The 26,253-nt window shown below is 66.8% G+C and carries 20 protein-coding genes and 1 pseudogene; 10 read left to right on the top strand and 11 right to left on the bottom strand.

Annotated elements, in window-relative coordinates; all coding sequences use genetic code 11:
- Positions 1-365: 365 nt before the first annotated feature.
- The 3 genes from ACWDSL_RS24525 to thyX form a co-directional block, all read right to left on the bottom strand.
- The gene (locus ACWDSL_RS24525; RefSeq protein WP_450488758.1) at positions 366-2,051 is read right to left on the bottom strand and encodes a ribonuclease J; all 1,686 of its coding nucleotides are present in this window, start codon (positions 2,049-2,051) and stop codon (positions 366-368) included.
- 124 nt (positions 2,052-2,175) lie between these two features.
- Positions 2,176-3,075 (bottom strand): 4-hydroxy-tetrahydrodipicolinate synthase, encoded by a 900-nt coding sequence (gene dapA / locus ACWDSL_RS24520; protein ID WP_450488756.1) that lies wholly within the window; start codon positions 3,073-3,075, stop codon positions 2,176-2,178.
- Positions 3,076-3,309: 234 nt separating this feature from the next.
- On the bottom strand, positions 3,310-4,050 hold the full coding sequence (thyX, locus tag ACWDSL_RS24515; RefSeq protein ID WP_450488754.1) for an FAD-dependent thymidylate synthase: 741 nt from the start codon (positions 4,048-4,050) through the stop codon (positions 3,310-3,312).
- Between the two features lie 187 nt (positions 4,051-4,237).
- On the opposite strand from thyX, the gene ACWDSL_RS24510 reads away from it, so the two are divergent.
- Positions 4,238-4,480 (top strand): hypothetical protein, encoded by a 243-nt coding sequence (locus tag ACWDSL_RS24510; protein ID WP_089510677.1) that lies wholly within the window; start codon positions 4,238-4,240, stop codon positions 4,478-4,480.
- Between the two features lie 63 nt (positions 4,481-4,543).
- Positions 4,544-5,098, top strand: coding sequence for a PH domain-containing protein (locus tag ACWDSL_RS24505; RefSeq protein WP_450488752.1), 555 nt, complete (start codon positions 4,544-4,546; stop codon positions 5,096-5,098).
- Positions 5,099-5,210: 112 nt separating this feature from the next.
- On the opposite strand, the gene ACWDSL_RS24500 is transcribed toward ACWDSL_RS24505, so the two are convergent.
- From ACWDSL_RS24500 to eccD, 6 genes are all read right to left on the bottom strand, one after another.
- Entirely contained in the window at positions 5,211-5,669 is a 459-nt protein-coding gene (locus ACWDSL_RS24500) for a hypothetical protein (RefSeq protein ID WP_450488750.1), read from the bottom strand.
- A 9-nt stretch (positions 5,670-5,678) separates the two neighbouring features.
- Positions 5,679-6,431, bottom strand: a complete 753-nt coding sequence (gene dapB / locus ACWDSL_RS24495) for a 4-hydroxy-tetrahydrodipicolinate reductase (protein ID WP_450488748.1) — start codon at positions 6,429-6,431, stop codon at positions 5,679-5,681.
- 67 nt (positions 6,432-6,498) lie between these two features.
- Positions 6,499-7,878, bottom strand: coding sequence for a M16 family metallopeptidase (locus ACWDSL_RS24490; protein WP_450488746.1), 1,380 nt, complete (start codon positions 7,876-7,878; stop codon positions 6,499-6,501).
- Positions 7,875-10,127, bottom strand: a complete 2,253-nt coding sequence (locus tag ACWDSL_RS24485) for a polyribonucleotide nucleotidyltransferase (RefSeq protein WP_450488744.1) — start codon at positions 10,125-10,127, stop codon at positions 7,875-7,877. Before ACWDSL_RS24485 ends, ACWDSL_RS24490 begins: the two co-directional genes overlap by 4 nt.
- A gap of 434 nt (positions 10,128-10,561) precedes the next feature.
- On the bottom strand, positions 10,562-10,849 hold the full coding sequence (gene rpsO / locus ACWDSL_RS24480) for a 30S ribosomal protein S15 (protein ID WP_014175967.1): 288 nt from the start codon (positions 10,847-10,849) through the stop codon (positions 10,562-10,564).
- 263 nt (positions 10,850-11,112) lie between these two features.
- Positions 11,113-12,579, bottom strand: coding sequence for a type VII secretion integral membrane protein EccD (eccD, locus tag ACWDSL_RS24475; RefSeq protein ID WP_450488742.1), 1,467 nt, complete (start codon positions 12,577-12,579; stop codon positions 11,113-11,115).
- A 175-nt stretch (positions 12,580-12,754) separates the two neighbouring features.
- Here eccD and eccCa point away from each other — a divergent pair, with 175 nt between their 5' ends.
- The 4 genes from eccCa to ACWDSL_RS24455 all read left to right on the top strand — a co-directional run bounded on the left by eccCa (position 12,755) and on the right by ACWDSL_RS24455 (position 20,325).
- Positions 12,755-16,711: a type VII secretion protein EccCa gene (gene eccCa / locus ACWDSL_RS24470; RefSeq protein ID WP_450488740.1), complete on the top strand. Its 3,957-nt coding sequence runs from the start codon at positions 12,755-12,757 to the stop codon at positions 16,709-16,711.
- Between the two features lie 172 nt (positions 16,712-16,883).
- Complete coding sequence (locus ACWDSL_RS24465; RefSeq protein ID WP_450488738.1) at positions 16,884-17,345, top strand: hypothetical protein; 462 nt, start codon at positions 16,884-16,886, stop codon at positions 17,343-17,345.
- A 20-nt stretch (positions 17,346-17,365) separates the two neighbouring features.
- Entirely contained in the window at positions 17,366-19,672 is a 2,307-nt protein-coding gene (locus ACWDSL_RS24460) for a hypothetical protein (protein ID WP_450488736.1), read from the top strand.
- Between the two features lie 80 nt (positions 19,673-19,752).
- Positions 19,753-20,325, top strand: a complete 573-nt coding sequence (locus ACWDSL_RS24455) for a hypothetical protein (RefSeq protein WP_450488734.1) — start codon at positions 19,753-19,755, stop codon at positions 20,323-20,325.
- Between the two features lie 124 nt (positions 20,326-20,449).
- Here the strand turns inward: ACWDSL_RS24455 and ACWDSL_RS24450 are convergent.
- Both ACWDSL_RS24450 and ACWDSL_RS24445 read right to left on the bottom strand, forming a co-directional pair.
- Positions 20,450-21,066, bottom strand: a pseudogene (locus tag ACWDSL_RS24450) (transposase); the annotation flags it as partial.
- Between the two features lie 255 nt (positions 21,067-21,321).
- A complete protein-coding gene (locus ACWDSL_RS24445; RefSeq protein WP_450488732.1) occupies positions 21,322-21,750 on the bottom strand; it encodes an ATP-binding protein in 429 nt (142 codons plus the stop codon).
- Between the two features lie 229 nt (positions 21,751-21,979).
- Here ACWDSL_RS24445 and ACWDSL_RS24440 point away from each other — a divergent pair, with 229 nt between their 5' ends.
- The 4 genes from ACWDSL_RS24440 (at position 21,980) to ACWDSL_RS24425 (ending at position 26,110) form a co-directional block, all read left to right on the top strand.
- Complete coding sequence (locus ACWDSL_RS24440) at positions 21,980-22,867, top strand: helix-turn-helix domain-containing protein (RefSeq protein WP_450488730.1); 888 nt, start codon at positions 21,980-21,982, stop codon at positions 22,865-22,867.
- Entirely contained in the window at positions 22,854-23,075 is a 222-nt protein-coding gene (locus ACWDSL_RS24435) for a DUF397 domain-containing protein (RefSeq protein WP_450488728.1), read from the top strand. Before ACWDSL_RS24440 ends, ACWDSL_RS24435 begins: the two co-directional genes overlap by 14 nt.
- A gap of 393 nt (positions 23,076-23,468) precedes the next feature.
- Entirely contained in the window at positions 23,469-23,942 is a 474-nt protein-coding gene (locus ACWDSL_RS24430) for a hypothetical protein (RefSeq protein ID WP_450488726.1), read from the top strand.
- Between the two features lie 29 nt (positions 23,943-23,971).
- Positions 23,972-26,110, top strand: a complete 2,139-nt coding sequence (locus ACWDSL_RS24425) for a hypothetical protein (protein WP_450488724.1) — start codon at positions 23,972-23,974, stop codon at positions 26,108-26,110.
- Positions 26,111-26,253: the final 143 nt, after the last annotated feature.

Here is a 26,253-nt window from a genome sequence, read left to right as displayed (position 1 = left end):
TGGCGTTGACTTTTGGCACGCTGTTGAGTTCTCAAGGAACGGACGCTTCCTTCGAAACCGTTTCACCGGTTTCTCCGGGCGCTTCCCTTCGGTGTTTCCAACCTTACCAGATCCGCTTTCCGGTCCGTTTCCGGTCCGAATTTCATTTCTGATGGCCGTTGGAGTGGCCTTTGCCTTTCGGCTGTTCCCGACTTTATCAGAATTCTCTGAGCCGGATTCCCACCCGCCTTCCGGGTCATCCTTCACACGCTGAGTGCTCGGGGTTCCCGTTGTGGCGGAGCCGTAAACGTACTGGAGCGGGGCTCCCGGATGCAAATCGGGGAGCCCCGCTCGTGAGTCGGCGCAGTGCGGGTGCTGAGGCTGCGTCAGACCTCGACGACGATGGGGAGGATCATCGGGCGCCGGCGGTAGCTGTCGGACACCCACTTGCCCACCGAGCGGCGCATCAGCTGCTGCAGCTGATGCGGCTCGACGACGCCGTCGGAGGCGGACCTGGCCAGGGCTTCCTCGATCTTCGGGATGACCGCGGAGAAGGCGGAGTCCTCGATGCCGGAACCCCTCGCCTGGATATGCGGGCCGCCCACGATCTTGCCGGTCGTGCTGTCGACGACCACGAAGACCGAGATGATGCCCTCCTCACCAAGGATGCGGCGGTCCTTGAGCGAGGACTCCGTGACGTCCCCGACCGAGAGGCCGTCGACGTACACATAACCCGCCTGCACCTTGCCGACGATCTTCGCGACGCCGTCGACCAGGTCGACCACCACCCCGTCCTCGGCGATGACGCAGCGGTTCTTGGGTACGCCGGTCAGGGCGCCCAGTTCCGCGTTGGCGCGCAAGTGGCGCCATTCGCCGTGCACCGGCATCAGGTTCCGGGGCTTGCAGATGTTGTAGAAGTAGAGCAGTTCCCCGGCCGAGGCATGCCCGGAGACATGAACCTTGGCATTGCCCTTGTGGATCACGTTCGCGCCCCAGCGGCTCAGACCGTTGATCACGCGGTAGACCGCGTTCTCGTTGCCCGGGATGAGCGAGGACGCCAGGATCACCGTGTCGCCCGGGACGATGCGGATCTGGTGATCGCGGTTGGCCATCCTGGACAGCGCGGCCATCGGCTCGCCCTGGGAGCCGGTGCAGACGAGGACGATCTCGTCGTCCGGCAGATCGTCGAGCGTCTTCACATCGACGACGAGCCCGGCCGGTACCCGTAGATAGCCCAGGTCGCGCGCGATGCCCATGTTGCGGACCATCGAGCGGCCGACGAAGGCGACCCGGCGCCCGTACTCATGGGCCGCGTCGAGGATCTGCTGGATGCGGTGGACATGGCTGGCGAAGCTCGCCACGATGATCCGCCGCTGTGCGTCGGCGAAGACCTGACGCAGCACGCCGGAGATATCGCGCTCGGGCGGGACGAAGCCGGGGACTTCGGCGTTCGTGGAGTCGGAGAGCAGAAGGTCGATGCCTTCCTCGCCGAGCTTCGCGAACGCGGGCAGGTCCGTGAGGCGGCCGTCGAGCGGCAGCTGGTCCATCTTGAAGTCGCCGGTGTGCACGGCCATGCCGGCCGGGGTGCGGATGGCGACCGCGAGGGCGTCCGGGATGGAGTGGTTCACCGCCACGAACTCGCAGTCGAAGGGGCCGATCCGCTCGCGCTGGCCCTCCTCCACCTCGAGCGTGTACGGGCGGATGCGGTGCTCCTGAAGCTTCGCCTCGATCAGGGCGAGGGTCAGCTTGGAGCCGATCAGCGGGATGTCCGACTTCTCGCGGAGCAGGAACGGGACGCCGCCGATGTGGTCCTCGTGGCCGTGCGTGAGCACGATGCCGTCGATGTCGTCGAGCCGGTCCCGGATGCACGTGAAGTCCGGCAGGATCAGGTCGACTCCGGGCTGCTCCTCCTCGGGGAAGAGCACTCCGCAGTCGACGATCAGCAGCCGACCGCCGTATTCGAAGACCGTCATGTTGCGGCCGATCTCGCCGAGCCCGCCGAGCGGGGTGACGCGGAGTCCCCCCTCGGGGAGCTTCGGCGGAGGGCCGAGTTCAGGATGCGGATGGCTCAAAAGACTCTCCTCACCACGCGCGCCACGTGCCCCCCTGGGGCACATGGCGCGCGTGACATTCGTGCACTTGCTTGATGTGTCTGTATGAACTTGTGAAGTACGAAGTTGCGAAAATCGCCACTAGTTACAGCTGTACCCCGCCAGCGGCCAGATCGCGCTTGAGCTGCCCCGTTTCCTCGGCGCTGAGCTCGACCAGCGGCAGGCGCAGCGGCCCGGCCGGCAGTCCCTGAAGGGTGAGCGCGGCCTTCGTCGTGATGACGCCCTGGGTGCGGAACATCCCGGTGAAGACCGGGAGGAGCGTCTGGTGGATCTCGGTTGCCTTCGCGACATCGCCCGAGAGGTGGGCTTCGAGCAGCGCGCGCAGCTCGGGCGTGACGAGATGGCCGACCACCGAGACGAATCCGACGGCACCGACGGAAAGCAGCGGCAGGTTCAGCATGTCATCGCCGGAGTACCAGGCCAGGCGCGAGCGGGCGATGGCCCAGCTGGCGCGGCCGAGGTCGCCCTTGGCGTCCTTGTTGGCAACGATGCGTGGGTGCTCGGCGAGCCGGACGATGGTCTCGGTGCTGATCGGTACGCCGCTGCGGCCGGGGATGTCATAGAGCATGACCGGCAGCTCGGTGGCATCGGCGATGGCGGTGAAGTGCCGGAAGAGGCCTTCCTGTGGGGGCTTGCTGTAGTACGGCGTGACGGCCAGCAGACCGTGGGCGCCCGCCTGCTCGGCAGCCCGGGCGAGCTCGAGGCTGTGCCGGGTGTCGTTGGTGCTCGCTCCGGCCACGACATGGGCACGGTCACCGACCGCCTCCACCACGGCCCGTACAAGCTGAGCTTTCTCCGCATCGCTGGTGGTCGGGGACTCTCCGGTGGTGCCGTTGACCACCAGACCGTCATTGCCGGCGTCGACCAGATGGGCGGCGAGTCGCTGAGCGCCGTCGAGGTCGAGCGCGCCATCAACGGTGAATGGCGTGACCATGGCGGTCAGCATGCGCCCGAAAGGGGTCTGCGATGTGGATGTCGGTGCCATGGGTCCCACGCTACTCGTAGCACGCCTCGCGGTGCTCCCTCGGGGCAGCGACCGGGACGGCGGTCATGGGACCCGGCACTGCCTGCTCGGGGGTTCAGACAGTGCCGGATCCGTTTGTTCAGCCTAGATGAACTTCACGAAACGCCGCAATACGGACACCGCTCGCGCATGACCCGTCCGAGGAGTGACCAGGGGAGTGTCCGAGGACCGCCATGCGCCGCGGTGCGGGCGGCGCTACGGGGCTACGCGCCCGTTGGCGTTGAAGGCGGCGTGGGTGAGCGGCATCAGCTCGGCCCATATCGCCTCCATCTTCTCGCCGACCATCTCGATCTCCCGTTGCGGGAAGGACGGCACGGCGGCCTGCTCGTGCTGGGTGCGCAGACCGAGGAAGTGCATCAGCGACCGCGCGTTGCACGTCGCGTACATGGAGGAGAACAGGCCGACGGGCAGGACGGAGCGGGCCACCTCCCGGGCGACACCCGCGGCCAGCATCTCCTGGTACGCCTCGTACGCGTGGCGGTAGGCGTCCTCCATCACGCGGCCGGTCAGCTCGTGCTGCGCCGCTGTGCCCTCCACGAACTCGTACTTGCCCGGGCGGCCCTGCTGGATCAGCTTGCGGGACTCCCCGGGGACGTAGAAGACCGGCTGGAGCTCGCGGTAGCGGCCGGACTCCTCGTTGTACGACCAGCCCACGCGGTGCCGCATGAACTCCCGGAAGACGAAGATCGGGGCGTTGATGAAGAAGGTCATCGAGTTGTGCTCGAAGGGGCTGCCGTGCCGGTCCCGCATCAGGAAGTTGATCAGCCCCTTGGAGCGCTCGGGGTCCTTGGTGAGCTCCTCGAGGGACTGCTCGCCGGCGGTGGACACCCGGGCGGCCCACAGCACATCGGAGTCGGCCGCGCTGTGCTTGACCAGCTCGACGGTCACATCGCTGCGGAAGCCGGCCTTCTCGCTCTCGGTGGGGATATCGGTCACCAGCGGGTCCTTCCATGGTTCATCGCTCAGGGCGCGCCCAGCTTACGGGGCGGCTCCGACATCCCCTCCGACCGGTCGTAACGCTGAAAATGCCGAAGGAAGTCGTTGAAAAAGGGCACCTCGTCCCTCGTTCACGCGTCCTACCTACTGAAGTACCCACGTTCGAGGTTCCAAGGAGAGCCCCCGTATGTCCCGCCGGCGCGAGCCCGTCCCCTTCGCCTTCATCGCCGAGGCCGACCAATTCCGCAGCAATGTCACCCCGCCGCCCCGGCCCCGCGCCACCCCGTCGCAGATAGCGGGCCGCACGCTCATCACCCTGACGATCATCGCCGGGTTCGTGGGCTCGCTGATGTTCGGGTTGCCCGCGCTCGAGAGCGGGCCGCGGACCACTCACCAGGTACAACAGTCGGAGGCGTCGGACGGCCGTTGAGCCCCTGGGATAGCCTCAGCCAGCACAGGCCCATCCGGACGTGTGTGTGAGTGAGGACCTTCCGTGCCCCTGCCTTTCCTGACAGCGGACCGCGCCCTTGACGAAGACGGACCGGCGGCCGGAGACGCCTCCTTGCCGTACGAGGACCCGAGCCGCCGGCGCCGACCCTACCGGCCGGGTCCCTGGAGGATCGGCGGAGGCGCGCTTCTGTTGCTGCTCGCTTCGTATGTGCTCTTCTCCGCGATGATCATCGCCCTCGCGGGATCGGTGCCCGCCGCCGGCATCTGTGTCGGGGGCGCCGCGGTGGTGATCCTGTGCGCCGTCCGGCTGGTGCGTGCGGGGGTGTGGATCGACGAGAAGGGGCTGCGGCTGACGGGCCTGTTCTCCGCCACGACGGTGCGCTGGTCTCAGATCACGGCGATACGCACCACCCAGCAGCCGGTGCGGTGGCTGGGGCTGCCGCGCAGTGTCCAGGGGCAGGCGGTGCTCATCGAGCTGACGGAGGGCGGGGCCCCGCGGGTGGCCTTCACCGATCACGGCGCCGACTTCCTCGGCCGCCCCGAAGCCTTCGTCATGGCGGCCGACGCGATCGAGAGCCGGGCGGCCCGTTACCGCTGAGGCCGCCCCGAACCGTCTGACGATCCCGCCGCCGTCTGAACGATCCCGGCTGATCCCGGGCTCCCGGAGCCCGGGATCAGCCTTGGGCCCAAGATCAGCTCTGGGCCCGAGGTCAGCTCTGGGCCCGTACCGGTCGGCCGTCGTGCAGGGCGATGGCGCGCTGCATCGCCTTACGGGCGCGCACCGTGTCACGCGCGTCGTGGTAGGCGACGGCCAGTCGGAACCAGGAGCGCCAGTCGTCCGGCGACTCCTCCGTCTCGGCCCGCCGTTTGGCGAAGACCGCGTCCGCGGAGTCCCGGTCGATCCGTCCGCCGGGCGTCCGCACCAGCTCGTCGACCGGGAGGCCGCCCTCGGCCTCCAGCTCGCGGGCCAGTCGGTTCGCGCTGCTCGCGAATACGGTCGTCTTCCACAGGAACCACGCGCCGATGAACGGCAGCACCAGCACGGCCACGCCGAAGGCCACCGTCAGCGGCATGCCCTGCTCGATGAGCAGCACGCCCCGGCTGCCGACCAGGACGAAGTACACGACCAGGACGGCCGCGAGGACGAAATACGTGATCTTTGCGCGCACCGCTGTGCCTCAGTCCAGATCGAGGAAGTGTTCCAGGCCGAGGGTCAGGCCGGGAGCGGACACCACACGCCGGACGCCCAGCAGCACGCCGGGCATGAAGCTGCTGTGGTGGGTCGAGTCGTGCCGGATGGTCAAGGTCTCGCCCTCCCCGCCCAGCAGGACCTCCTGGTGGGCGAGGAGCCCGCGCAGCCGTACCGAGTGCACCCGCACCCCGTCCACATCGGCGCCGCGCGCCCCCTCCAGCGCCGTGCTCGTGGCGTCGGGCTGCGGTGCGCACCCCGCCTGCTCCCGGGCCGCCGCGATGAGCTGCGCGGTGCGGGCCGCGGTGCCCGAGGGGGCGTCCACCTTGTTCGGGTGGTGCAGCTCGATGACCTCGACCGACTCGAAGAAGCGGGCCGCCTGTCGGGCGAACTGCATGGTCAGCACGGCGCCGATGGAGAAGTTCGGCGCGATGAGCACACCGGTGCCCGGCGCGGCGTCGAGCCATCCCCGCAGCCGCGCCAGGCGCTCGTCCGTCCAGCCGGTGGTGCCCACCACGCCGTGAATGCCGTGGCGGACGCTGAATTCGAGGTTGCCCATCACCGAGTCGGGGTCGGTCAGCTCGACCACGACCTCGGCGCCCGCCTCGACCATGGTCTCCAGCTTGTCGCCCCGGCCGAGCGCGGCGACCAGCTCCATGTCCTCGGCGGCTTCGACGGCCCGTACGGCCTCGGAACCGATCCTGCCCTTGGCACCGAGAACGGCCACGCGGAGCTTGCTCATCGTTCGAATCCCTTGTGTCGTCCGCCGGTGTACGGCGGTCTTGCGCGGTCTCGCCAGGCGCCAGGCGCTAGGCGACGGCCTCATGCAGGCGCGATGCCTGCTTGTCCTTCAGCGGGCCGATGACGGACAGCGAAGGACGCTGTCCCAGTACATCGCGGGCCACCTCACGCACCTCGTCCGGGGTGACGGCCGCCATCCGCGCGAGCATGTCGTCCACCGACATCTGGTCGCCCCAGCACAGCTCGCTCTTGCCGATGCGGTTCATCAGCGCGCCCGTGTCCTCCAGGCCGAGCACCGTGGAGCCCCGCAGCTGGCCCACCGCGCGCCGCAGCTCCTCATCGGTCAGCCCGTGCTGCGCGACATGGTCGAGCTCGTCACGGCAGATCTTGAGGACGTCCGCCGCCTGGCTCGGGCGGCAGCCCGCGTAGACGCCGAACAGGCCGCAGTCGGCGAAGCCCGAGGTGTACGAGTAGACGCTGTAGGCGAGCCCGCGCTTCTCCCGCACCTCCTGGAACAGCCGGGAGCTCATACCGCCGCCGAGCGCCGTGTTGAGCACGCCGAGCGCCCAGCGCCGGTCGTCGGTGCGCGCGATGCCCGGCATGCCGAGGACGACATGCGCCTGCTCGGTCTTGCGGCCCTGCACCTCGACTCGCCCGGCCGCCCGGATGGTGCGGGTGCCGTCGCGCGGGGCGACGGGGACCGCGTCCGTACGGGACAGGGCGCCCGCCTTGTCGAACGCCTTGCGCACCTGCCGGACGACCGCGGCGTGGTCCACATTGCCCGCGGCGGCGACCACCAGATGGGTGGGGTCGTAGTGCTTCTTGTAGAAGCGGGCGATCTGGTCGCGGCCGAGGCCGTTGACCGTGTCGACGGTGCCGAGGACGGGGCGGCCGAGGGGGGTGTCACCGAGCATGGTGTGCGCGAACAGGTCGTGCACACAGTCGCCCGGGTCGTCCTCGGTCATCGCGATCTCTTCCAGGACGACGCCGCGCTCGGCCTCCACGTCCGCGGCGTCGATCAGCGAGCCGGTCAGCATGTCGCAGACGACGTCGATGGCCAGCGGCAGATCGGCGTCGAGCACCCGCGCGTAGTAGCACGTGTACTCCTTCGCCGTGAAGGCGTTCATCTCGCCGCCGACCGCGTCGATGGCGGAGGAGATGTCGAGCGCGCTGCGCCGCTGGGTGCCCTTGAAGAGCAGATGCTCCAGGTAGTGGGTGGCGCCGTTCAGCACGGGGGTCTCGTCCCGGGAGCCGACGTGCGCCCAGATCCCGAAGGTGGCCGAGCGCACGGACGGCAGGGTCTCGGTGACGATGCGCAGACCCCCGGGAAGGGTGGTCCTGCGGACCGTCCCGATGCCGTTCTCGCCCTGGAGAAGCGTTTGGGTACGGGCGACGGCCCGCCCCTCCGAGGAGGGGCGGGCCGTCGCCGCATGGGCACGGGACGTCACTTGGCGTCCGCGTCGGAGCCGCTGTCGGCGGCGTCCTTCGACTCGTCCTTCGACGCGTCCGAACCCTCTTCGCCCTCGATGACCGGGTGCAGCGAGAGCTTGCCCCGCTGGTCGATCTCGGCGATCTCGACCTGGACCTTGGAGCCGACCGCGAGGACGTCCTCCACGTTCTCCACGCGCTTGCCGCCGGCGAGCTTGCGGATCTGCGAGATGTGCAGCAGGCCGTCCTTGCCCGGGAGCAGGGAGACGAAGGCACCGAAGGTGGTGGTCTTCACGACCGTGCCCAGGTAGCGCTCGCCGACCTCGGGCATCGTCGGGTTGGCGATGGCGTTGATGGTGGCGCGGGCGGCCTCGGCGGCCGGGCCGTCGGCGGCACCGATGTAGATGGTGCCGTCGTCCTCGATGGTGATGTCGGCGCCGGTGTCCTCCTGGATCTGGTTGATCATCTTGCCCTTGGGGCCGATGACCTCACCGATCTTGTCCACCGGGATCTTGACGGTGATGATCCGCGGCGCGTTCGGCGACATCTCGTCCGGGACGTCGATGGCCTCGTTCATCACGTCGAGGATGTGCAGCCGGGCGTCACGGGCCTGCTTGAGGGCCGCGGCCAGCACGGACGCCGGGATGCCGTCCAGCTTGGTGTCCAGCTGGAGGGCGGTCACGAACGTCTTGGTGCCGGCGACCTTGAAGTCCATGTCGCCGAAGGCATCCTCCGCACCGAGGATGTCGGTGAGGGTGACGTAGTGGGTCTCGCCGTCGATCTCCTGGGAGATCAGGCCCATGGCGATACCGGCGACCGGGGCCCTCAGCGGCACACCGGCGTTCAGCAGCGACATGGTCGAGGCGCAGACCGACCCCATAGAGGTCGAGCCGTTGGAGCTGAGCGCCTCGGAGACCTGGCGGATGGCGTACGGGAAGTCCTCGCGGGACGGCAGCACCGGCAGCAGCGCCCGCTCGGCCAGCGCGCCGTGGCCGATCTCGCGGCGCTTCGGGGAGCCGACGCGGCCGGTCTCACCGGTGGAGTACGGCGGGAAGTTGTAGTTGTGCATGTAGCGCTTGCGGGTCTCGGGCGCCAGCGTGTCCAGCTGCTGCTCCATGCGGAGCATGTTCAGCGTGGTGACACCCAGGATCTGGGTCTCGCCGCGCTCGAACAGCGCCGAGCCGTGAACCCGCGGGATCGCCTCGACCTCGGCGGCCAGCGTACGGATGTCCGTGACGCCGCGGCCGTCGATGCGCTTCTTCTCCTTGATCACGCGCTCGCGGACCAGGGTCTTGGTCAGCGACCGGTACGCGGCGGAGATCTCCTTCTCGCGCCCCTCGAACTGCGGCAGCAGCTTCTCGGCGGCCAGGCCCTTGACGCGGTCCAGCTCGGTCTCGCGCTCCTGCTTGCCCGCGATGGTCAGCGCCTGGGCGAGCTCGTCGCGGACGGCGGCGGTGAGCGCCTCCAGGACGTCGTCCTGGTAGTCGAGGAAGATCGGGAACTCGCCGGTGGGCTTGGCAGCCTTGGCGGCGAGGTCCGACTGGGCCTTGCAGAGCACCTTGATGAAGGGCTTCGCGGCCTCGAGGCCCGCGGCCACGACCTCCTCGGTCGGCGCCTCGGCGCCGTCCTTGACCAGCTGGATGGTCTTCGTGGTGGCCTCGGCCTCGACCATCATGATCGCGACGTCGCCGTCCTCCAGGACGCGGCCGGCCACGACCATGTCGAAGACGGCGTCCTCGAGCTCGGAGTGGGTCGGGAAGGCCACCCACTGGCCCTTGATCAGGGCGACCCGGGTGCCGCCGATCGGCCCGGAGAAGGGCAGGCCGGCCAGCTGCGTGGAGCAGGAGGCAGCATTGATCGCGACCACGTCGTAGAGGTGGTCGGGGTTGAGCGCCATGATCGTCTCGACGATCTGGATCTCGTTGCGCAGGCCCTTCTTGAAGGACGGGCGCAGCGGGCGGTCGATCAGGCGGCAGGTGAGGATCGCGTCCTCGGACGGGCGGCCCTCACGACGGAAGAACGAACCGGGGATGCGCCCGGCGGCGTACATCCGCTCCTCGACATCGACCGTGAGCGGGAAGAAGTCCAGCTGGTCCTTGGGGTTCTTGGATGCGGTGGTGGCCGACAGCACCATGGTGTCGTCGTCCAGGTAGGCCACGGCGGAGCCGGCGGCCTGACGGGCCAGGCGGCCCGTCTCGAAACGGATGGTGCGGGTGCCGAAGGCGCCATTGTCGATGACGGCCTCGGCGTAGTGGGTCTCGTTCTCCACCAGGAAAATCTCCTCTTCTGCGTCCCTCGTCCGTGTGACGGAGGAACGGTGGTGGAGCAGCGCCCCTGGCCTTGGTCCGGCGGCCGGGCCGGTCTTCGATCGAAGCCACCGGAATTGCCAGTTCCGGGAGCCACTACCGAGGACCGGCTCCTGTGGCGCCGGTGCCGCGGGGAATGAGGCGCTCCTCCTCGTTCGTTATGACGTTGTTGGGACCAGACTACAAAGCTTCGCCCGTCCTCACGACGGCTGTGGATATCGACGAGGACGGTGCGTGCGCTGCGCGGGCGTCGGCAGGTCCCGGGGCGCGGCGCCCCGCGCGGGTGTTACGGCTCGTACAGCAGCCGATCCGCGGCACGTACGGCAAGCCGATCTGCGGCACGTACGGCAAAGGGAGCGGCCCCCCTGTTCCGGGAACCGCTCCCTACCACGGCGTCTTACTTGGCGCCCGCCGCACCGCGGCGGATGCCCAGGCGCTCGACCAGCGCACGGAAGCGCGTGATGTCCTTCTTCGCCAGGTACTGCAGCAGACGGCGGCGCTGGCCGACCAGGAGCAGCAGACCACGGCGGGAGTGGTGGTCGTGCTTGTGGGTCTTGAGGTGCTCGGTCAGGTCGGAGATGCGGCGCGACAGCAGCGCGACCTGGACCTCGGGGGAACCGGTGTCGCCCTCCTTGGTGGCGAAGTCGGCCATGATCTGCTTCTTCGTAGCGGCGTCGAGCGACACGCGGTACTCCTTCAGGGTTCTTCTGTTCAGCCGCCGAGTGCCCCTGGTCTTGGTCTCAGGGGAGCTTCCGTAACTCGGGAGGCGGGGTCCGCTGGGCGCTGTCTCCAGAGTGCTCATACGAGAGCTCCGGGGGCGCGTACACAAACGGCCGTCACACAGCGTACCAGCCGACGGCCATCCGTTTACCCGTCGGCCTCAGCTGAAGGCTTCGCCCACGGCCCCGCTCCTGCCCCACCCCTGCTTCAGCTGGTCAGGCCCCTGTCCTAGCTGGTCAGGCTGCGCGCGGAGGAGTAGACGTCCAGCACGGCCAGGGCGAGGGGCACCAGGGACAGCAGCAGAGCGCTCTCGGCCAGGTCGGAGAAGCGGCCCCAGAACGGGGAGAGCCCCTTCTTGGGAATGATCAGCGCGATACCGGTGATCAGCGCGGCCCCTGCCACGACGGAGGCGGCGAGCCAGATCGTACGGACGTCCAGCGGCCCGCTGTCATGCCGCACCAGCAGCTTGAACATGGCGTCGGCCGGCGGGTTCAGGGACAGCCCGAGCACAAGCAGCCCCAGGCCGACCAGGCCCGCGGCGAGGACGGAGGCGACCTGCGCGGTGTAGCGGAAGAGGCGGGCGCGCAGCAGCATCGCGAGGCCGGAGACGAGGGCCAGCACCTGGCCCCAGACGTTGTCGGAGAAGCCGAGCACGGCCGAGGCGCCGACGACGACGGCGGAGCAGCCGCCGACCAGGCCGAGCAGCATCTCGTGGCCGCGGCGGGCCTGGGCGGCGATCCGTTCGGCGTCCACGGGCTCGGGGGCGGGCCCGGACGCCGGGTCGAGGTCGTCGTCCTCGGCCGCCGAGCGCGGCGCGGCGTATCCGATGGGCAGCCGGGCGACGCGCGCCGACAGGCCCGGTAGGAACGCGACGGCGCCGATCGCGACGGCGGCGCACGCCGCGGCGGTCTCGGTGGGGCTGACCTCGGTGAGGATCGCGCAGAAGGTGGCGAGGGTGCCCACGGTCGAGGCGAAGACCGCGGCGACGAACGGCGCGTCACCGGTCGGCATGGCGACCACCAGGGCGACCGAGACGACGAGGACGGCGACACACCCGAGCAGGAACTGCAGCCGGCCGATGCCCTCGCCCTTGTCCAGGGCGAGCAGCCCCGAGCCCGCGATCATGGCGTGCGGCAGAGCGGCCAGACCGAGCGCGATCGCGGAGGCGCGGTCCTCATAGACCCGCGCCCGTACCCCCGCGAGGGCCGTGAGCAGCACCGCGACGGCGGCGGCGATGATGCCAGGCAGGCCGTGCATATCGTGTTTGAGAGGATCTGCGAACCAAAGCACGAATCCCATGAGGACCAGCAATAGGGAGCCGCCGAACAGCCCGAAGGCACGCAGGAACCGATCACTCCACAGCGTGCGGTCACGGGTGACGGCGGAGGCGATCGCGTCCGAGACGTCGTCGTAGACGGCGGGCGGCAGCGACTCCGCGAAGGGGCGCAGCGACAGCAGTTCGCCGTCGAGCACCTGCTGGGCGCCCAGCGACAGCGCGCCGTCCAGGACCGTGCCGTCGCGGCGCACCAGGTGGTAGCCGGTGGGGGCGCCCACGGGCTGGGTCTGGCCGGTCAGGCGGAGGATCTCGGGGTAGACGTCGGCGACGGCGATGTCCTCCGGAAGAGCCACATCGATCCGACTGTCAGGTGCGACCACGGTCACCCTGCAGAAGCCGGTCGTGGCGGACGTACTCACCTTAAAGGCCCCCTGTTCGCTGTGGCGCGGCACCGGTACCACCGCGTGCGGCGGCCACCCTACCGGGGCCTGGCAGCTCATACGTCGGTAGGATCGCCGTCTCGCAGAGGGAGTCCGTCGCCACGGGGGTGCCGGAGAGGAACTGTTCATCTGCGTTGAGGGGTTGAGAGATCCGGTGAGCCAGGTCGTCGTCAAGCGCCAACCGCGGGCTCTCCCGCCCGAGGTGCCGAGCGAGGAACTCCGCCTCGAATCGCCCCCTGAGCTGCCGCGAGGCCAGCAAGAGGGCGTCCTGATGCAGCTGCTGCCCACACTGGGCATGGCTTCGTCGATGGTCTACTTCTTCATGCCCGGCGCCGCGCCGATGATGAAGATCATGGGCGTCATGATGATGTTCTCCACGCTCGGTATGACCGTGGCGATGTTCATCAGGCACCGGCAGGGCTCGCAGGGGCAGCTGGCGGACATGCGCCGCGACTATCTCAAGTACCTCGCGCAGACCCGCCGTACGGTACGGCGCACCGCGCGGGCGCAGCGCGACGCCCAGTTCTATCTGCACCCCTCCCCCGACCAGCTGTGGTCGGTGGTGGCCGAGGGCAGCCGGGTGTGGGAACGCCGGGCGAACGACAACGACTTCGGACAGATCCGGATCGGGCTCGGCTCGCAGCAGCTGTCCACCCCGCTGGTCGCCCCCGACACGGCCGCGGTCGACGACCTGGAGCCGCTGACGGCGGGCGCCATGCAGAAGTTCCTGGCGACCCAGGGGTCGCTGGAACACATGCCGATGGCGGTGTCGCTGCGCGCCTTCTACCACGTGACGGTGTCCGGCGAGCCGGACTCGGTACGGGGCACGGCGCGGGCGCTCGTCGGCGAGCTGGCCACCTTCCACTCGCCCGAGGACCTCGTCATCGCGGTGGTCGCGCCGCGCAGCTCGGCGGCCTACTGGGACTGGACGAAGTGGCTGCCCCATGTGCAGCTGCCGGGCGCGCTCGACGGGGCGGGTTCGCGGCGGCTGTTCAGCGACTCCCTCGCGGAGATCGAGGAGCTGCTCAAGGGGCGCCTGGAGGGACGGTCCCGGTTCAGCAAGGACGCCCAGCCGATGCTCGACCAGCCTCATCTGGTGGTCGTACTGGACGGTGGAATGGTGCCGCCGGAGTCGGCGTTCGCGGCGCAGGAGGGTCTGCAGGGCGTCACGGTCATCGAGGTGGTGGCGGGCGACCTGGACGAGCTGCGCGGCGGGCTCTCGGTGATCGTACGGCCGGGCAAGCTGGAGCTGCTGTCGCAGGTGGCGGCGTACGACGGGGCCCCGGAATCGCTGTCTCTCGAGGCCGCGGACGCGCTCGCGCGGCAGCTGGCGCCGCTGCGCATGGGAGGGGGCGACGACGACGAACCGCTGCTGGCCAACCTCGACTTCACCGACCTGCTGGGGCTCGGCGACGCGGGCTCGGTGGATGTCTCCCGCACCTGGCGGCCGCGCTCGGTGTCCGAGCGGCTGCGGGTGCCGATCGGGGTCGGCGAGGACGGCTCGCCGGTCATGCTGGACCTCAAGGAGGCGGCGCAGGACGGTATGGGCCCGCACGGCCTGTGCGTCGGCGCCACCGGCTCCGGCAAGTCCGAGCTGCTGCGCACCCTGGTGCTGGGGCTCGCGGTCACCCACTCGTCCGAGACGCTGAACTTCGTTCTCGCGGACTTCAAGGGTGGTGCGACCTTCGCGGGCATGTCGCAGCTGCCGCATGTGGCGGCGGTCATCACCAACCTCGCCGACGACCTGACGCTCGTCGACCGTATGCGCGACTCGATCACCGGTGAGCTTCAGCGCCGCCAGGAGCTGCTGCGCTCGGCGGGCAACTACGCCAACATCCACGACTACGAGAAGGCGCGGGCGGCCGGCGCCCCGCTGGAGCCCGTGGCCTCACTCGTCCTGGTGATCGACGAGTTCAGCGAGCTGCTGACGGCCAAGCCCGACTTCATCGACATGTTCATCCAGATCGGCCGTATCGGCCGCTCCCTGGGCGTACATCTGCTGCTGGCCTCGCAGCGGCTGGAGGAGGGCCGGCTGCGCGGTCTGGAGACCTACCTGTCGTACCGCATCGGTCTGCGGACCTTCTCCGCCGCCGAGTCCCGTACGGCGCTGGGCGTGCCCGACGCGTACCACCTGCCGTCCGTCCCCGGCTCCGGCTATCTGAAGTTCGGCACGGACGAGATGACGCGCTTCAAGGCCGCGTACGTCTCGGGCGTCTACCGCACCGGGGCGGCGCCCGCCGACTTCGACGGCACCTCGCTGCCCATCGAGCGCCGGCCGGTCATCTTCACGGCCACCCCGGTCCCGGTCACCTACACCACACCGGACCCGGCGGCGCTCATCACCCCATCCCGCCAGGAGGACGACGCGCTGGCCGATACGGTCCTCGACGTCATCGTCCGCCGCCTGGAGGGCCAGGGCGCCCCGGCCCACCAGGTCTGGCTCCCGCCGCTGGACGAGGCCCCCTCCCTGGACCAGCTGCTGCCGGCGCTGTCCCCGGTCGAGGGCCGCGGCCTGACCGCGCCCGAATACCCGCGCCTGGGCAACCTCGTCGTCCCGCTCGGCCTCATCGACAAGCCCTTCGAGCAGCGGCGCGACGTGCTCTACCGCGACTTCTCCGGCGCCGCGGGCCATATGCTGGTCGTCGGCGGCCCGCAGTCCGGCAAGTCCACGCTGATGCGCACCCTGATCTCGGCCTTCGCGCTCACCCACACCCCGGCCGAGGTGCAGTTCTACGGTCTGGACTTCGGTGGCGGCGGTTTGAGCGCCGTGGCCGACCTACCGCATGTGGGCGGCGTCGCCTCCCGACTGGACCCGGAGCGGGTACGGCGCACCATCGCCGAGGTGGCCGGCATCCTGGCCCGGCGCGAGGAGTACTTCCGCGCCAAGAACATCGACTCGATCGGCACCTACCGTCGCCAGCGGTCCCGCGGCGAGCACGCGGAACAGGGCTGGGGCGACGTCTTCCTCATCATCGACGGCTGGGCAAACTTCCGGCAGGAGTACGACATACTGGAAGGGGTCGTGGCCGATATCGCGGGCCGCGGCCTCGGCTACGGCATCCACATCGTGGTGACCGCTTCCCGCAACATGGAAGTCCGCGCCGCTTTGAAGGACCAGCTCCTCAACCGCCTCGAGATGCGCCTCGGCGACACGATGGACTCCGAATTCGACCGCAAGGTCGCCGCGAACGTCCCCCCGGGCGTCCCCGGCCGCGGCCAGCTCCCCGAGAAGCTGCACTTCATGGGCGCCCAGCCACGTATCGACTCGGGCAGCGACCCCGAGGAGATCACGGACGCCGCCGGCGAGCTGGTCCGCGCGGTGACCACCAACTGGAACGGCCCGCACGCCCCCCGCGTACGCCTCCTCCCCCGCCGGCTCCGCGCCGAGGACCTGCCCAAGGGCTTCGAGTACCCCCAGCAGGGCGTCGCGATCGGCATCGACGAGACCAACCTCGAACCGGTCTTCGTCGACTTCGAATCCGACCCCTTCTTCCTCATCTTCGGCGAGAGCGAATCCGGCAAGACGGCCCTGCTGCGGCTCATCGCCAAGCAGATCACCGAGCGGTACGGCCCGGACGAGGCAAAGATCGTGGTCGGCGACTACCGCCGCTCCCTGCTCGATGTCATCCCCGACACCCACCTCCTGGAGTACGCCCCGATCGCCTCGGCCCTCCAGGTCCACACCTCGGCTCTCAACGGCCTCATGGAACGCCGCGCCCCCAAGCCGGACATCACCCCCCAGCAGCTGCGCGACCGCAGCTGGTGGAGCGGACCGCAGTTCTTCATCATCATCGACGACTACGAACTCGTCTCCACCAGCAGCGGCAACCCGATGGCCGTCCTCACCGACAACCTGCCCTTCGCACGCGACGTCGGCATGCGTTTCATCATCGCCCGCAACTCCGCGGGCGCCTCGCGCTCGATGTTCGAGTCCTTCATGCAGCGCATCAAGGAACTCGGCGCCCAGGGCGTCATGCTCTCCGGCGACCCCACCGAAGGCGACCTCCTCGGCGGCGTCCGCCCCCGCCCCATGCCCCCGGGCCGCGGCTTCTTCGTCTCCCGCAAGCGGGGGACGCCGCTTGTGCAGCTGGGGTGGCTGCCGGACCAGTAAGCCCGCACCGTCGATCACGGACAGACCTCTGCCTCAGGCCGCATGGCCCGAGGCAGAGGTCTTTTTGTACGGCGACACGCCCCGTCAGCTACCCGCACGTACGGTCAACTCCCCTAAGCTAAGCGTGACTTATGACTTTGACTCTCGAACACGCACACCAGGGGAGAGAAGCGTGTCGTTCGAAGAAGAGTGGAACGGGCTCCGGGCCGAGGCGACGACGCGCATGCGGCTCAACGAAGCCGGCAAGGGCTCGTCCGGGGGTGGCGGCGGTTCCGGCGACCTGATCGTGCACCAAGACGATCTGGGACGGGTCGGCCACGAGGCCTTCTTACTCCACGACCGCCTCAAGAAGGCGGGAGACATGACCCGTGGAGCAAAGGACGACGGCTCGACCGCCAAGGCCACGAGCGCGCTGACCACCCACCATTTCACCTTGGGCAGCGCTCTCACCACCATGGCCACGACCTGGAACGACCAGCTCAAGACGCTGCTACAGGCCTGCGCCCATATCTCCAACCACCTCGACTACTCGAAGAAGTCGCAGGCCCATACGGACGCGAAGATCGCCACTGACATGGCACGCCGGGACGGAACCGCCATGCCGGTCTCCGAGATTTCCAGGTACTACAAGTAGGGGACGGGGCGGGACCGCATATGGCACACCTGACTTTCGACGACCTGTATCACGTCTCCTTAGCGAGCCTCGGCTCGGCAGCCGACGACTGGAAGGAGATGGTGGATCAACTCGAGACCCTGGCCACGGACGCCAGGGACGGCATGGTGAAGCAATCCGAAGCCGCCCGCTGGGCCGGCGTCAACGCCGATGTAACCAGGCCCTTCGTACGCAAGACCGGTAAAGAGTTCAGCGACGCCCATGCCGAGGCCAAAGCCATCTGGGCCATGCTCCGCGACGCTCACAAGGAGCTCGCGGCACTCCAGTCGGCACTCAAGGAGGCCGTGGACGTCGACGCCAAGCACAAGTTCATTCAGGTCACCGGCCTATCGGACGGCACGGTGTCGTGCGTCTACCTACACCGGCGCGACACCAATGACGTGCAGACGCAGGCGCAACTCGACTACAAGGACCGCCTGGAGAGCCGGATCAACAAACTCATCGCTCAGGCCGATGACATCGACAAGTCCGCGGCACACGCGCTGAAGACGATTCATGGTGGCAACAGTCACGACTTCGGCCACGCAAAATACGACTCCCTGGATGACGCCCAGTCCGCGCGAGCAGTTCAGCTTGCCAGGAAGAGCCTCGCGAAGTACCGGGACGGTGATGAGCTCAGCATCACGGAACTCGCCGAACTCAAGCGGCTTTTCGCGCAAAACTCCAAGGACCGCGAGTTCGCTGTAGATTTCTACAAGGCTCTGGGCCCGAAGGACGCCCTGCGCTTTCAGGCCCAGATTGCACTCGATGCTTCAGCAGAGGGCGACAAGACGCAGTTCAAACTCGCCCACAGCATTCAGACGAGCATGGGCGAGGCACTGGCCACGGCGACCCGGCCGCCCACTGGAAAGGACGACCCCAATACCGCCTTCCGCGAGGACAGGGACTACCTCGGGAAATCTTGGCAGACAGAACTCAAGCGGGTGGGCCGTGAGCGGCTTCCGCTTTCCATGAATGACGCCAGGATTGAACCACGCGGCTATCAAGTGCTCTCGACCCTGCTGCGCCACGGAAGCTACGACAAAGCGTTCCTCACCTCCGTCGCAGACGACATGGTCACCTTCGAGCGCAAGCACCCGAGTGCGTGGGCATGGGCGGACAACGCATACGCGGGCGATGGGATGGATAAGTTCGGCCTCAACCTCGACAAGAAGGGCGGCCCCGGGTGGGACCCCATGACCGGCCTTCTGGAAGGTCTCGCGCACAACCCTGACGCGTCTACGGAGTTCTTCAGCGGATCCACGGGCGAGGGCGAGCACGACGGCCTCAAGAAGCTCAGCAATCTTGACTATTTTCTGGGCGACACGCATGGAGAGAATACGCGTCAGTGGCTCCCCGACGCCACGGGCGGCACGGGCTCCCCGGATGCTGAGGACAAGATCTTCGGCAAGGAAGCACTCGGCCACGCGCTTGAGTCCGCCACGTCCGGGAACCCGTACGGCAGCGACGCCCCTTCAAAACACCACACGCAGACCGAGGCAGATGTCTTCCACTCGATCGTGAAAAAGGTGGCCGCAAACCCAGAGCTCTTCAAGGATGACGGCGAATTCTCTACGATCGTCGGCAGCCTTGGAAATATGTCGGCTGAATACATGCACGATATTCAGCGAGTTTACGCGGGGGGAGATGATAGTGGCTTCATCAGGCACACAGGAGCTGAGCCAGATTTCAGAGGGCAAAGGGATAAACTGGATCTATTCCTGGAAACAACTGCAGAGGATCCTAAGGCATACTCAACCATCACACACGCCCAGCAGGCCGTGACGACTGAAATGTTCCGCGAAGCAGTAGCACAGAGCGGAGACAGCAAGGACCTCAAGGGCGTTGCCGCGATTGCCGCTGAGGCGGGAGCGCGACTCGAGGGCGTCACCGCCGAAGGTCGAGCCAATGCGATAGCAGCAGCCGACAACAGCCTAGAGAAGATCGATGAATACAACGAGTCACTGGAGAAAGGAGACGCATGGCTCGGTCGATTCGTGGACCTAGGGATGAGCACCCTGGATAACATCCCCGTGGCCGGCGAAGTCGCAGGATGGGTAATCGAAGACTTTCGGGAAGCCATCCTGAACCATAAAGTAGAGAGTTCAGACGATGCAGTCGAGCAAATCGAAAGGCACCGGAAGGCATTTCTGGACAACGAGCACGACCGCATAGGCCAGGCATCGAAAAAAGCGTTCCTCCTTGCCGCGAAAGACGCAGGCCTTAGTATGAAAAGCGACAACGTAAAGAATGCCGCCGACAGTGTTTATAACGGGGCATACGACGCAAATTCGGGCGAGAATTCCTGAAGGAAGCAGGCGTTTTACAGATGCGGCTCAAATCATGGAACTCAAGTCGAGGCAGAGGCATTACAGCCACCCTGATCTTGTTGACCGCCGGAATCGGGGCATGGTGGGCTATCTACTCAGACAGCGACGCCACTAGTTTCCCTGAAACGCTCTGCAATCACCGCATATCCGGAGATAGGGCAGAGCCTCTACTGCCCCACAAGGGGGCGAAGCCACAGGAGGACACCTACAACTTCGATTCATGGACATCTCTGGGGCACTGCATCATCAAGAGCGGCGGGGATACGGTTTCCGTAACATATGAGGATGCCCTAGGAGAGAAACCCGCCCAGAACAAGGATATCCCGGTCTCGCTCGGTGACGCCTACGGATATTTGTCACCCAGAGGCGGCATTGAAATGTATTTATCCTGTAGGTCGATCCCTAGATCGGTTTCAAATAAAATTTTGATAGGCGCAACCGCCTCCGTTGTGGAGGACAAGCTGGAGGCAGGAAGTAAGCTCGACGAGTCGACCAGCGGCCTGTCTGCCTTCACCGCGTTTACCGCTCAGGCGCTCCGTGACCTGACCCAGAATTGGTTCAAGTGCCCCGGTGCCGACAAACTTCCGGACGGCCCCGTAACCATCCACTGGGACAAGCCAGTCGTTCGCTAACCTCGATCTTCGTGACGGTCTGTCGTCGGAGTCGGTGGACCGTTTCGCTGTGTGTAGCTGACGTTGGGCAGACCAGCGGCTCGGTTGTCGCACCCGGGTGGGCGCCAGGATCCACTGCTCCGGGTCAGATGGTGCTGTCGCCGGGACGTGGAAAGTGTCGGTCAGCCGGGATTCGGAGTTGAGCGAGCCGGTCGAGGGCGGCCGCGATGTCGCGAGTCCAAGGTCAGCGGCCGGCAAGGCGGAGGATCCAGCGGCGGCCGGTGGTGACGAGTTGTCCGGCCGCGGTGTACAGGCGGAGCCGCAGGCGACGGGGCTCCCAGAGACAGGCCTTGCCGGACAGGGCGAGCATGGGCGTCCAGGCCAGCAGGACGAGCGCGATCTGCACGATCTCCAGCCACACCCGGTTCCGTGCGGCTTCGGGCAGGGGAAGGTTCCGCAGACCGGCGCCCCAGGCACCGTCACGGATCCCGCCGTCCGACGCGGCGGCCGACGTCCAGGCCGCCTTCGGGCCCTTCAGTACGTGCTGGTGGATGGTGTCGGTGATCACCATGCAGACCGGGTAAGACAGCCACCAGGCCCTGCCGGGCGGGCCAGGCGACGAACTCGTCGGTGCCCCGCCTGAGTCGCAACGGATGAGGGTCCGCCGTCCCGCCGGTAGGGCTTGGGCAGTTGGGCCAGAGCGAGGCGGGCAGCAGTGACGTGATCGGCGGCCGTGTTCCAGCCCGTGCTCCCCGGCCGCAGCCCCGTTAGGTGCGTCCTGGCCAGGCCTCAGCATGACGTGACGGCAGTAGTTGACGCCAGCGTCATCGGACAAGGACCGTGTTGTCGGCGTTCGGACCTTGCTCCCCAACTGCGTACGCATGAACGTCCTCAGCTGTTAGGCGACTTTGGTCTCTCGCTCGAGGTCGCTGTCACAGTCCCAGTAACCGCTACGCCCATGGGTGTCGGTCGCGCTCTGATTCGCGCCTACCCCAAGCACATCTGGGCCATGGTTTCTCAGCAAGTTGAAGGCCGCTCATTGAGGATCGGGCTCAGCGCGTCGAGCGGCAGGATGACTTTGCACCACACCTGTTTCACGTCCGTGCCGATGCGGTGCCATCCCCAGCCGGCCGTCAGCGCCGTGACCATATGCAGTCCACGTCCGTGTTCGCCGAGCTCGGCGTTGGGATCATCGGTGATCCGCGGATGCGCATGGGGCCGGTAATCGCCGACCAGGATGCGCAGGCTGGGCGGGCAGTAGGCCGTCGCCTCGCAGAGAATCAAGTCCAGCGAGGCGAGGCCGCCTCCGTGACGCAGAGCGTTGGCGCACAGCTCGCCCACAACCGATTCAATCTGGAAGGCCGCTTCGGGCAGGCGCCACTCCTCGCGAACCCAGGACGCAGCTCTGTGGCGCGCGTGCACCACAACACGGTCGCGACCCAGCACCGGGCCTTCCCAGCCGACTCGCGTCGGTGGACACCCAGACAAGGTTGGGGATGAGGGCACGCCCATGTGATCACCTCGCACAAGGAGTTGGCGGCAGCAGAACGGCAAGCCGTGACGCACTTGCCACGATCCGTAACCATGCCAGTGCAATCTGCTACTCGGCAAGTCAGTAGGAAATATTCCTCGTGTTCGATTGCTCCTCCCCGCACGTCCCACCACACTGTGATCCATGGCTTGGAAGAAGAGCACGGTGTCGAAGTCCGTGTACCGCCGCCAACTTGCATCACGGCTCCGAGAGTTGCGCGAGGACGCGGAGCTGACCCTGGCTGATGTCGCCCGCCTGGTAGAGGTCAGCCAAGGGTCATTGAGCCGCATTGAGACGGGTGATCGCGGCACCACTCCGCTCCTCGTCAAGGCACTTCTCGACTGCTACGAGGTCACCGACACACACCTCCGCGAGGACCTCCTTGATCTGGTCCGGGCCGACCAGGCTCAGAAGCGGCCGTGGTGGAAGAAGTACGCCACGGTGGTCAACACCACGCAGTACGGCGGATATTTGACGCTGGAGTCCAGCGCCACTTCGCTACGTACGTACCAGCCCCTGCTCGTGCCCGGCCTCCTGCAGACCGAAGCGTACGCACGGGAGATCATCACCGAGATGCGCCCCGACCTGTCGGCCCGGCAGGTTCAGGCGCTGGTTGATGTACGCATGCGGCGCCAGGAGATGCTGGATACGGAAAATGCACCCACCCTGTGGGCTGTCATCGACGAAGCTGCAATCCGACGCCACATCCGCTCGGCAGAGGTTGCGAGACAGCAACTGGAGAGGCTAATGCATGCATCTGAGCACCCTCGCATCACTATCCAGTTCCTGCCGTTCACAGCGGGTGCACACGCTGGTCTCTACGGTTCGTTCATGCTCATGGATTTCCCTGCGCCCACTCCCGAAGTAGTGTGGGTCGAGAATCTGACCAACTCCGTCTGCTTTGAGGATCCCGGGGATGTGGACCGATACATCGAGGTTTTCGACCACTTGAGGTCCCGAGCACTGGAACCATCAGAGACTTGCAGACGTTTCCGGACAATCGCGAGGGAGTTGCAGCATGAAGAACATTAACGCCACCCTCTCAGCACTCCATTCCGAAGGCCCTCATTGGCGAAAGAGTTCGTACAGCGGAGGCAATGACGACTGCGTCGAGCTCGCAGTCACCCCAGGCCAGATAGCCATCAGGGACTCCAAGCGCCCCGACCTCACTCACACCTCATTCACCGCCCCCGCCTGGCGCGAGTTCGTATCCGCCATCGCGGCGGGCACCCTTGCCTGAGAGCGCCGAACGAGAAGCATCCTCAACTTAACGTCCCGCTAACCCAAGGCGCCGACGAGATGACTTAAGGTGTCGGGCTACCACGGCTTGGGCCACAGCCACTTCATAGCCCATGAATGGCGCCCGCCGTGGAACCCAAAGAGACGCACGCGCGTCTCACCCCGTAAGTTTCCCTTCCGGACACCACTGATTCGAACCTCCGACACGCCGCGTAGTCGGTACGTCATTCTCCGCAAGGAGAAGCCGTGCGCTCAAGGGCCGAAAGGCGCAAACCGACCGATCGGTCGACCAGTGTGCCCGGAAAGGGGTGAATAACAAGGCACCGGCGTGCTAACTTCGGAAGGCTAATCGCCGTATGCGACGCGCCACTTGATGCCTAGCCATGGGGGAATCATGACCTTTGAGGACGAGTGGTCCAAGCTGCGCACTGATGCTGCCGCGGGGCCGAAGTCCACCCACATGCAGCTCAACCAGACTGCCCCCTCTGGTCCGAGCCTCCCTGGAACGCTCACCCTGAAGTCGAGCTCATCCAGGAAGAAGAGCGCCGTCAATGCTTTGACAACAGACGTCGAGCCGGACACGAAGAAGGCTGGCGAGTGCGTCGACGAAACGACCGAGAAGGCCGAGAAGGAGTTCAAGGACTGGGCCACCGGGAGTGGGATCACCGAGGCCCTCAAGGGCTGGCACACCTCGGTCAAGGCACTTCAAGCACGGCTCTCGCAGGAAAAATCCGCACTGAGCGGGACCAACAAGTATTTCCTGGGCAATGACTTCCAGGTTGGGTCGCAGCTCACCACGGCCGTTCCGTCTGCTCAGTACCCGGACAACGTTCCGTTCTCGTCTCGTATCTCGGACTACTACGGCTAGGGGGGCCCGTGCTCACGTACCACCAGGTCATGACCATCGACCTGTCCCTCCTCGAGACGGCCGCCACCAAGTGGGATGAGGCCGCCAAACAGTTCGAGGCAGTCCGGAAGATTTATGACAGCAAGGTCAAGTCGGTCGGGCTCGACGGGACTTGGAGTGGTGTGTCGCTGCTGGTCGCGCGCCCCAACATGCAGGTGACGGACGAGCAGTTCACGGCGGCGCCGAAGGAAGCCCGTGCCATCGCCTCGATCCTGCGGGACGCACATACCCAGTTCGTCGATCTGCGCGGGAAGGTGAAGTCGGCCGTCGCGGACGCCGTGAAGGCCGGTATGAAGGTCTCGGAGGATGGCATCGCGAGCTATGACTATGCGAAGGCCAGTGCCTCCGAGGCCAATGCCGCGCGTCATGAACCGGAACTGCGCAGCATCGAGCAGTCATGGACCCGGCATATCGAAACGGCAGTCAGGGCGGTCGACGACGCCGACCAGGGCGTAAAGCTCGCACTCAAGGCGGCGGTGCAGGACCCCAACATCCTCGACCCCGCGGCCAGCGGGTTCAACGGCAAGGCGGAAGGCGACATCGAGAAGGTCGAGGCCAAGGAAGCCGAAGACCTCGCTACCCGGATCAACTCCGGCGACAAGCTCAGCGACAAGGAGATGGCTGAGTTCCAGCGGCTGTTCCGGGACAACGAGCACAACAAGGTGTTCAGCCAGACGTTCCTGGCCGGCCTCGGCCCCAAGGGCACCATCGATCTGAACCTCAAGTTCAACGACCTGGCCAAGGGCGACGACAAGAAGGACTTCCGCGCCCTCCAGGAAGGCGTGGCCACCTCCCTGGCCACCGCCACCAAGTCCCCCTCCGACCCCTTCTACAAGAAGTGGCGCGAGGACCTGCGCAAAGCGGGTGCGAAGGACTTCGACGGGGGAACGGTCCCGCTCTACGGGTATCAGTCGTTCGTGGAGCTGATGACACACGGAAAGAACTACGGAAAGCAGTTCTTGACCGACGTCGGCAACGACATCATCGCCCTGGAGAAGAGCGATGACATGGGGACCGGCAGATGGGACTCCTGGGTGGGCGCCGGATTGGCCCCCCACAAGAACATAGCGACCGACCCGCTCGACACCCTGCTCGGCATCATGAGCCAGCAGCCCGACGTCGCGACGTCGTTCCTCGACCCCGGTGCGGACGGCAAGAACGATCACCTGCAGTATTTGCTCAAGGATCGTCATTGGCCGACGACGGCCTCGCCCAACTCCATAGGCATCAGCCACATGGACCTCCCCGGCACCCGTATGGGCTTTGGCGCGGCGCTGGAGGCGGCCGCCACCGGGAATGTACCGGGCTCTGACCACACCCTCGGCTACCACACCGAGGCCGAGTCCCGGGTGATGCACGACACCATCAAGATCCTCGACGACGGCCGGAAGGGCACCGACGTACCCTACAATCTGCGGTCGAACCTGGGCCGCATGCTTGTCGACTACACGCCCGAAACCCATGAAATCCTGAGCGGCACTGGTCCGTACATGGACAAGGACGGCGTGTGGCACGACGGCACGGGTGGCAAGGACGCCCATATGTCCGTTCCCAAAGAGAGCCTCACCCGCATCATGCGTGGTGTGGCAGAGGACGGTAAGGCATTCGGCGAGATGTTCGAAGCCGAGAAGTTCTACTCTGCGGGGACCCTTTCCCAAACGAACTTCAGCGATCCGAACGAACGTGCTGCAGCCATCGAAGGGGCGTCGCACGTCTTCGGTTTCTACGACGGCATCAACTCCGACATCGTTCGCGACGACAAGGACCACGCCGTCTCGCGAGCGAATCACATTCAGACAGCCGAATTCGTCGTCACCGGCGGCATGCAGGCTGCTGCCAGCGCCCTCAAAGGCCAACCCACCGGCTTCATCACGGATGCCGCCTACCGCATTCTCTACGCGGCCACCTACGACTGGAAAGAGGACCAGATCGCTCAGGCGAACGCCGCGGCGGCCCAGCAGACCGAGTATCACTTCACCACCGGCCAGAAGCAGGTGAACCATATGGTCGCGGGGTGGGCCCAGGAGAACGGCTACAACAAGGAAACCGGGCTGTCGCGGCACCTCGTCGGCTCCGGGCAGGAGCGTTACGACAGCGCGCGGTCGGAAGCCCTCATTTATCTGGACTGATGAGCCGACGAGCCGATCGTCCGGGAAACCGCTCGGCTCGCCGGCTCGGCTGCTTGCGTCTGTCTGTCAGCCGCCGGTGGGGGCTTCTGCCTCCCCGGCGGCTTTTGCATACGGCGCAAGAACCGGTCACCGTTCAGCTGTTC

The organism is Streptomyces sp. NPDC000941, from assembly GCF_053599555.1.
The sequence above is the reverse complement of the archived record's forward strand: the minus strand, read 5'-3'. Positions and strand labels throughout refer to the sequence as shown.